This window comes from Caldanaerobacter sp., assembly GCF_049701115.1.
Classification (GTDB): domain Bacteria; phylum Bacillota; class Thermoanaerobacteria; order Thermoanaerobacterales; family Thermoanaerobacteraceae; genus Thermoanaerobacter.
Genome location: NZ_JBNATX010000013.1, coordinates 36,303 through 44,648, shown reverse-complemented (window position 1 = coordinate 44,648; position 8,346 = coordinate 36,303). Strand labels below are relative to the sequence as shown.

The 8,346-nt window shown below is 36.0% G+C and carries 8 protein-coding genes; all 8 read right to left on the bottom strand.

The annotated features are described in order from the left end of the window. Positions 1-53: 53 nt before the first annotated feature. Positions 54-1,106, bottom strand: a complete 1,053-nt coding sequence (locus tag ACPLVE_RS05735) for a S1C family serine protease (protein ID WP_424610606.1) — start codon at positions 1,104-1,106, stop codon at positions 54-56. A gap of 53 nt (positions 1,107-1,159) precedes the next feature. Further along, on the bottom strand, positions 1,160-2,413 hold the full coding sequence (locus ACPLVE_RS05730) for a UDP-N-acetylglucosamine 1-carboxyvinyltransferase (RefSeq protein WP_424610604.1): 1,254 nt from the start codon (positions 2,411-2,413) through the stop codon (positions 1,160-1,162). Positions 2,414-2,549: 136 nt separating this feature from the next. Beyond that, positions 2,550-3,380 carry a two-component system regulatory protein YycI gene (gene yycI / locus ACPLVE_RS05725; protein ID WP_424610603.1) on the bottom strand — a complete coding sequence of 277 codons (831 nt, stop codon included), beginning with the start codon at positions 3,378-3,380 and terminating at the stop codon, positions 2,550-2,552. Positions 3,381-3,382: 2 nt separating this feature from the next. Then, the gene (gene yycH / locus ACPLVE_RS05720; RefSeq protein WP_424610602.1) at positions 3,383-4,603 is read right to left on the bottom strand and encodes a two-component system activity regulator YycH; all 1,221 of its coding nucleotides are present in this window, start codon (positions 4,601-4,603) and stop codon (positions 3,383-3,385) included. Positions 4,604-4,616: 13 nt separating this feature from the next. Further along, positions 4,617-5,012: a hypothetical protein gene (locus tag ACPLVE_RS05715; protein WP_424610600.1), complete on the bottom strand. Its 396-nt coding sequence runs from the start codon at positions 5,010-5,012 to the stop codon at positions 4,617-4,619. Between the two features lie 80 nt (positions 5,013-5,092). Next, positions 5,093-6,808, bottom strand: a complete 1,716-nt coding sequence (locus tag ACPLVE_RS05710) for an ATP-binding protein (RefSeq protein ID WP_424610598.1) — start codon at positions 6,806-6,808, stop codon at positions 5,093-5,095. Then, complete coding sequence (locus ACPLVE_RS05705; RefSeq protein ID WP_424610596.1) at positions 6,792-7,487, bottom strand: response regulator; 696 nt, start codon at positions 7,485-7,487, stop codon at positions 6,792-6,794. The genes ACPLVE_RS05710 and ACPLVE_RS05705 overlap by 17 nt, the downstream gene beginning before the upstream one ends. Positions 7,488-7,542: 55 nt before the next feature. Beyond that, the gene (locus ACPLVE_RS05700) at positions 7,543-8,346 is read right to left on the bottom strand and encodes a hypothetical protein (RefSeq protein WP_424610594.1); all 804 of its coding nucleotides are present in this window, start codon (positions 8,344-8,346) and stop codon (positions 7,543-7,545) included.

The window sequence follows — 8,346 nt, the reverse complement described above, 5'->3', positions numbered from 1 at the left end:
CTACATCCATACCCCATTTTCCTGCTTCATCACCTACTGAAATTTTACACTATCTACTTAACTTTTATCCTGTCACCAGGATTTTTTTCATACACTATACATTTTAAAGCCGTCATTGTATTTACTGGTTTGCCATCTGCCTCCAAAATTATATAACCTTTTCTTATCCCACTTTTGTAGGCTGGCCCTGTAGGGTCTATGTCCGCTACATATATCCCTTCATAAATATATACGTCAGCAGCTATGTAACTGGCAATTTCCCTGTCATACCCAACTATCCCCAGATAAGGCGGCTTAAAAGTACCCGTCTTTACTACTTTTTTGAGAATTGGCTTAACAATATTTATTGGGATGGCAAACCCTAATCCTTCTGCAGTAGTTACCTTTGCTGTATTTATTCCTATCGCATATCCCTGGGAATCCATGAGGGGCCCTCCGCTGTTACCAGGATTTATGGAAGCATCAGTTTGTATTAAGTCTTCCATTATTTTAGGCCTGCTTCCCTCCGTTATGGGCAGACTTCTATTAAGAGCACTTATTATTCCCATAGTAACTGTCCTTTGAAACCTAAGCCCTAAAGGGTTACCTATGGCAATGGCAGTCTGCCCGACAGAAAGATTATCAGAATTGCCAAGTTCAATTACTGGCAGATTTTTAGCATCTATTTTAAGAATAGTCAAATCCAGAATAGCATCTGTCCACAGTACCTTCCCCGGCAATACACTCCCATTTCCCAAATAGACCTTTACGTTTTTTGAATTTTCATTTACCACGTGATTATTCGTTATTATGTAACCATCGGGGTGAACTATAAAGCCTGACCCCACGCCTTCAACAGCTCTTTCTAAAAAATAATATTTCCTTTCAAACTCAAGAGTAGTAATGCCTACAACAGCAGGCATCGCCTTTTTTGCAACAGCTTCAGCCACAGTAGGAGTTTCTTTTTTAGGGATTATTATCTCTTTTTTTAGACTGGTCTCGGGTGGATACGGTATGGGTATTATTTTACCCCATAAAAAATTAGGAGCAACATACACAAAAACCAATGAAGTAATAAAAGATGAAATTATAGCTATAGCCAGTATTCTATTAAAATTATGCTGCATAACATCACCCCATTAATAGGATTAGATGCTATGCAGCTTGTTATACACAGATTTTATTCTTTTACCCTTTTTATATCCGCACCTAGCCCCTGAAGCTTTACTTCCATTGCTTCATACCCTCTATCTATATGGTAAATATCTAAAACCTCTGTAATGCCCTCTGCTGCAAGACCAGCTATCACCATTGCAGCGCCTCCCCTTAAATCTGTAGCATAAACCGGTGCTCCCGTGAGTTTCCCAACTCCTTCTATAATAGCGCTTCTGCCTTCCACTCTCACCTTTGCTCCCATCTTTTTTAATTCCTCTAAATACCTAAACCTGTTCTCGTATATGTTCTCTGTTATTACACTTATCCCATCTGCTAAAGCCAAAAGTACTGCAAAAGGCTGCTGCATGTCCGTAGGAAAGCCAGGATATGGCAATGTCTTAATATCTGCCCTTTTTAAAGGACCTTCTCTTCTCACTCTAATTACGTCATCATATTCTTCTACAGTTACTCCCATCTCTACCAACTTTGCAATTATCGCTTCTAAATGAGTGGGAATCACACCTTTTACATATACATCCCCACCTGTAGCCGCTGCTGCTACCATATAGGTACCAGCCTCAATCTGGTCAGGAATTATGGTGTAGTGACAACCTTCAAGTTTGTCAACACCTGTAATCTTTATAGTATCTGTACCAGCTCCCTTTATATTTGCCCCCATCGCATTTAAGAAGTTTGCTACATCTACTACATGCGGCTCTTTCGCACAGTTTTCCAAAATAGTTGTTCCCTCAGCTTTTACAGAGGCTAGCATCAAATTTATTGTAGCTCCAACGCTTACCACATCAAAATATATATGAGCTCCCCTTAGTTTTTTCGCTTTAATCCTTATAAAGCCGTGCTCTATAGTAGTTTCAGCACCTAAAGCCTCAAAACCTTTTATATGCTGGTCAATAGGCCTTACTCCTATATTGCATCCACCCGGCATGGGAATTATAGCCTCATTAAACTTGGTTAAAAGTGCACCTATGAGATAATATGAAGCCCTCATTCTGCTCGCTAATTCCCTTGGCGGGTGAAAGGAGTTAAGCCCCGAAGGGTCTATTTTTATCTCGTGTTTCCCTTTTTCTACTTTCCCTCCCAATCTTTCTATCATTTCTCCTAAAGTTTCAATATCTTTTATATCAGGCAGATTGTCTATTACACTGGGACTATCTGCCAGTAAAGCCGCAGGTAAGATCGCAACAGCAGAATTCTTTGCTCCACTTATCTGGACAGTACCGTAAAGAGGCTTCCCCCCTCTTATAACAAACTTTTCCATATACATCTTCCTTTCATCCAGAAAATCATCTAAAAATCAGATACTACCACCACTATATACTTTAATACAATTCGTAATATTTTACAAGTGTTTGTAAAGGAAAAGGTTGTAGAAAAATCTTCAAAATAAAAAGGGGTTATTCCCCCTTTTCAAGATTGCCTGTATAGGCGTTTATGTAATAAGTACCTTTATTAGTAATTATCCTCCACACAGGAACAGCTTCGCCTTTTACTGCATTTGGCCAATTGAAGTAATACCCCAATTTTACGTCTTCTATGTCAAGGTAAATCCCTTCCGCCTTTATCTTGACAAGTTCTAACACGGCAAAAATAGCACTCACTATCTCTTTACGGTCTTTTTCTGGAATTACAGATTCAAACCACTTTTTGCGCACTGTAAAGTTATTGTCAAAAATCTCTGCCTCAATGAAACTGTCTTCGATAAAGTAATCCCCGTAAAATTGCTTATATTCCAGCAAAACCCCGCTGTTTTTTTGCTCTACTTTCACTTGCTTCCCATCTTTTTCACTTAAAGAATATTTATTCAAAAAATTTTTTATGTATTTTTCTTTGTCTTCAAGTGACATCTTTAAAAATTTCTCATCTTTTTCTTGAAAGAAAAACTCAAAAGGCGTTATTTTTATTGAAATTTTACCGGACTTAAATATTATTTCCCCATTTTGCCCTTTCTTTTCATAGGGCATGTCTTTTAAAAAGTAATCCAGCACAAAATTATCATCAAAAATCTCTCTTTTTACCTTCACAAGCGGCAGTAAAGGAGTTTTTTCAGGAAGGGAAGTAGACAAAAAAATATCATTTTCCTCAAGAACCTTCTTAAAGGCAGTAAAATCTTCAGAAGTAAACACGGTAGTTTGAGGAACGTGAGATTTCACTACCGCTAAGTAAAGGAGAAGATTTAAAATGAGAAAAGTAACTATCATCACAGTCTTTGCTCTAGACCAATTCATATTCAATCTCCAATGCTAATCAATTTTCCATTAAACATATTCACAAAAATGCTACCTTTTTTAAACTCCATCTTCGCTGAAGGAATAAAATGGCCATTTGTGTACACATAACCAATTTTAACTCCTACTAAAGAACCTTTGGTTTTTGAAAAGTTTGTCTCTAGGCTGACGAGATTTCTAATTTTTTCGCGGGGAAAATTTATTTTCCCTTTTTCTTCTAATTCAAAGTACAGAATTTTTGCTGCTTTTACCCCTCCATTTGAGACAGTTACTTCTATAGGTGAAAAATCTCTTTTATCAAACCATATAGGATACTCATAAGAATAGTTGAAGAAAAAATAAAACTGACCATTTTCAACTTTTACATCTGTAAGATAGAAATTTCTCCAGTCAAAACCTAATCTCTCTAAAAAATACACAGCTTTTTCAAGGTCCGTTTTCCCCTCAGGAAAAGATTCTGGCGATGTGCTGTAAAATTCAATAATTCCATTTTCAAAAACCTTTAAACTCTTTATTCCATCTGTATAGACCGTCATCCCATTATTTTCAGTGATTTTCCTCACTATAGATATATTGGCAAAAATTTTATCCAAAAGCGCCTGGTCCAAGTCTTTTAATAACGCCTTATTGTATATATTGGGCATGGATAGCGCAGTAAAAGGCATATCGTAAACGGAATCAAAGACTGTAATGGAATGATCTGAAATAGATTTCAAATTAGTCAGGTCATCATAGAAAAAGGAATATGTCTTTCCATTGTAGACATCTTCAAATACTATTTGACTTTTGTTAAAGTCTACCAAAATCCGGTTTATCCTTACATTAGCTTCAAATCTTTTAGCAAGATTGTCTTTCACAAAGATCTGCTTTAAAACCTCTTTTCCCCATCCTCCATCTATCACAAGCTTGATTCCCTCAAAGGAATTAGATATAGAAGAATCTTTTTTATCTTCAAGGGCAAATTTTATCTCTCGCTCTTTATGCAATAACTCCCATATCTTCCCCCATATCTCTTCTGGGGCTATAAGATATGATTTGCCATTTTCAATAAGAAAGGCATATTGCGGCCTTATTATACGAAAAATGTCCACTTCTCGATTAGTGGACTTTTTACTTTCAAAAGAAATCTCTTTCTGAGGAAAGGATATCCATAAGATGTAAGTCATGTAAACACTAACACCAACAAGAAATAAAAGCACGAGAGTCTTTATCTTCTCCCTCATAAATTAAGCCCTCTTACTTTAATAATGACTTTATCAATTCTTCAATAGCTGTTATAGTTATCTGCCATATACCGTCTTTTTTAGTCAATATAACTTTGCCCTTTATTATCTGGACCTGATCTTTATTATAGGCCTTTAATAAAAGTGTATTTTCCCCGGGATTTAAAATAACAAGCCTTGCAAATACCTCTGAGTCATCTATTATCCATTTATCACTTAAATTATCATTTAAAATTAATTCTACTGTGGTATCAGGTTGTCCATTGCCAGAGAGTATAAAATACTTATTATTTGTCTTCACATTGTCAATATCTGTTTTTAATATTATAAGGTTTGCTGCATAGGCTGATGAAATAGATACAACCAGTAACATTAAAACTAGTACAGCCAATGCGGTTATTTTTTTCAAGGATATCCCTCCTTTTCCTCTACATCTAAGATTATATACCAATATTATTACAGCAATGTTACAGCAATATTAAATTACGATTACGAATTTTTAGAATAAGGCACATATACTGTAACAGTAGTACCCTTGCCAAGTTCACTATCTATCTTTACACTTCCTTTGTGCAATTCTACAATCTGCTTTACAATGGAAAGCCCCAACCCTGTACCCCCCAATTCTCTAGACCTTGCTTTGTCTACCCTATAAAATCTTTCAAATATGCGAGGTAAATCTTCTTTTGGAATGCCTATACCATTGTCTTTAACAGTAAAAATGACCCCCTTTTCATCATAGAAAGTGGTGATTTCTATGACTCCTCCTTCAGGGGTATATTTTATTGCATTGTTCACTATATTCATTATGACCTGCTCCATTTTATCTTTATCTATTTCCAATTTATTAACGTCTTCTCCTAAATTTAAAATTATATTATGTCCCTTCTTGTAAGCCTCAATAGACAGACTGTTTACTACATTTTTTACTAATTCGTTAAAATCGCACATCTGAAGTTTCAGACTGTTCTCTTCGGAATCCATCTTTGAAAGAAGCAAAAGGTCTCTCACGAGCCGCGTCATCCTATCTATCTCTGTTTCTATTATTCGTAAAAATTTCTTTGAATATTCGGCATCCACTTCATTGTAAAGAAGAGTTTCTACATAGCTCTTTATAGTAGCAAGAGGAGTCCTCAATTCGTGAGACACATTAGCTACAAATTCTTTTCTCATCTGGTCCAGTTTGTGCTGCTCTGTAATGTCATGCATCACGTATACATATCCTTCCACCTGATTGTTAATTTTAACAGAGGTAGCATTAACCATTAATACTCTGTTATTCAAAATCATAGGAACCGGTCCTTCTGTTTCTTTTAATGGAAAAATCTCTTTAACAGGCATATCCAAGCTTAATTTTTTACTTAACATTTTTTCGGCAGCCTCATTATAATGTATGATGTTACCCTTTGCGTCAGCCGCCACAACCCCATCCTTCATGAATTTAATGATAGCTTCTATTTTGTTCTTTTCCCCTTGTATGTCATTTAAAGTCTCTTTCAAGCGAGAAGAGAGGAAATTAAACATCTCCCCTAATTTTCCTATCTCATCATCGGATTTTACATTTATTTTTACATCAAAATCCCCTTCAGCCATTTTTTGAGCATATTTTGTAACTTCTTTTATGGGGTCCGCTATAGTCTTTGAAAGTACATAGCCAAGTATCATAGTTATTATGAGTGCAAAGAGAGTAGCACTTGCTAAAATCAAGTTTACATCCCATAAAGTATCGTATATACCTTTTAAAGACCCACTAAGATAAACAACCCCGCTTATTTCCCCTCTACTGTCATAAATGGGCATGGCAAAGTTTTTGAGAGTATTATTAGAATAATAGTCTTTTGTAACTTCGCTCCCAATTTCACCAGAAAGAGCTTTAGCTATAGCTGGAGTCATCATCTTGCCTGTATCACCTGTAGAACTTGCCAATATGTTACCACGGTTATCTAATATGTATACATATTTTATGTTGGAATTTGGTCCCATGTACATGCTTATTACACTTCTTAGACTCTTTATATCGATGTTATCTTTTAATGTAAAAGAGATGCCCTTTGCCTGAGCTTCTAAATAATTATCAAAATTGTTTAAGTGATAATTTTCCAGGGATTTATATAAATAAATCCATATAATTTCCATTGCAACTAGAATGAGCAAACTGTATAATAATATTATCTTCCACTGGATGCTCTTAAAGCGGTTTTTCATCGCTAAAATAGTAACCAACCCCTCTTTTTGTATGAATGAACTTTGGGTTGCTTGGGTCATCTTCTATTTTTTCTCTCAATCGCCTTATGGTGACATCCACCGTTCTAATATCTCCGAAATACTCGTAACCCCAAACTTTTTCCAAAAGGGCTTCTCGTGAGAATACCATCCCTTTATTTAAAACCAAAAATCTCAGAAGTTCAAACTCTCTCGAAGTTAACTCTATCTCCTTATTGTCTTTTTCTACCTTATACTTTAATATGTCTATCTTTAGGTTTTTTATCTTCAAAATGTGGTTTTGTTCACTTCCATTAAAACTTATTCGTCTTAAATTAGCCTTAACTCGAGCTATCAATTCCCTCATTGAAAAAGGTTTCGTTATGTAATCATCCGCTCCCAATTCAAGCCCCAAAACCTTGTCTACCTCTTCTTCTTTTGCTGTGAGCATCAAAATCGGAACCGTCATGGATTGACGTAAAGTCCTTAATACAGTAAAGCCGTCCATCTTAGGAAGCATAACATCCAGTATTATGAGGTCGGGATTTTGATCTTTCGCTACCTTTACAGCTTCTTCTCCGTCATAAGCTTCAAAGGTAGTGAAACCTTCCTTCTCTAAATTGTATTTTATTATATCTACAAGCGGCTTCTCATCATCTACAATCAAGATCTTATTGCTCATTTTCTACGCCCCCTTATTTTATAGAAGCTAAAGCAAGAAGAAACTTCTTCTTGCTTTAGCTTATAGCATCAACAAAACTTTTAAGGTCATCTCCTGTGACCTTCCTAAAGCTGGCATCAAGAGAAAGTCCCTCTCCTAAAAGTCTGAGAATCTCCCTTATACTCTCCATCCCATATTTAGAAGAAATAGCCTTCATGATTTCAAACGACCTCTTATACGCCAGCACCTCATCTAATTCATTGAATCTATAATTTAGATCCTCTAAAGAGTAGGGCTTCCCTTCAATACCCTCCCCCCATGAGACTCCATTTTCTCTGTACTCCTCCAAAAGGGCAACGCCCTCTGTAAACCAAACAGGATAGTTCCCCTTTGCCACCTCATCTACTATGAAATGGGCAAATTCATGGACTATGGGCCCCTCTTTTTCAAAAACTTTCGGAAGGACCTTGTAATCATCAATCCATAAAGACGGGGACTGTATGCTTATGACTCCATTAAGGTAGAGGCCTATTGCATTGGAGCCTTTAGCTAGCGAAAAATCTCTATTCATTTTATCGGCATCGCTATACATTATGATTAGTACTTTTTTTCGAGGAACATATCCTAGATCTTCTGTCACACCTTTAAAATGCTTTTCTGCTATATGAAGTACCAAAGGCACATATTTTTCATCTTGCGGAGAGTATTTTAAGATGAAGTGATCGCTTTCTGCAGTCTTGAAATCTTTTACACTTTCCACCAATTTAAGCTTTCCCAAATCCCTGACATACGGATAAAAGGCAGTATTGGCTTTGTTATAGACTAATAGCAAGAAAATAAAAATAATTATTGTAATAAGAACTAAAATCTTCTTTCCCAT

Excerpts from the sequence above, each read along its gene's own strand:
- ACPLVE_RS05710 (WP_424610598.1), bottom strand. The coding sequence starts at position 6,808 with ATGAAAAACCGCTTTAAGAGCATCCAGTGGAAGATAATATTATTATAC.
- ACPLVE_RS05700 (WP_424610594.1), bottom strand. The coding sequence starts at position 8,346 with ATGGGAAAGAAGATTTTAGTTCTTATTACAATAATTATTTTTATTTTC.
- yycI (WP_424610603.1), bottom strand. The coding sequence starts at position 3,380 with ATGAATTGGTCTAGAGCAAAGACTGTGATGATAGTTACTTTTCTCATT.
- yycH (WP_424610602.1), bottom strand. The coding sequence starts at position 4,603 with ATGAGGGAGAAGATAAAGACTCTCGTGCTTTTATTTCTTGTTGGTGTT.
- ACPLVE_RS05705 (WP_424610596.1), bottom strand. The coding sequence starts at position 7,487 with ATGAGCAATAAGATCTTGATTGTAGATGATGAGAAGCCGCTTGTAGAT.
- ACPLVE_RS05735 (WP_424610606.1), bottom strand. The coding sequence starts at position 1,106 with ATGCAGCATAATTTTAATAGAATACTGGCTATAGCTATAATTTCATCT.
- ACPLVE_RS05730 (WP_424610604.1), bottom strand. The coding sequence starts at position 2,413 with ATGGAAAAGTTTGTTATAAGAGGGGGGAAGCCTCTTTACGGTACTGTC.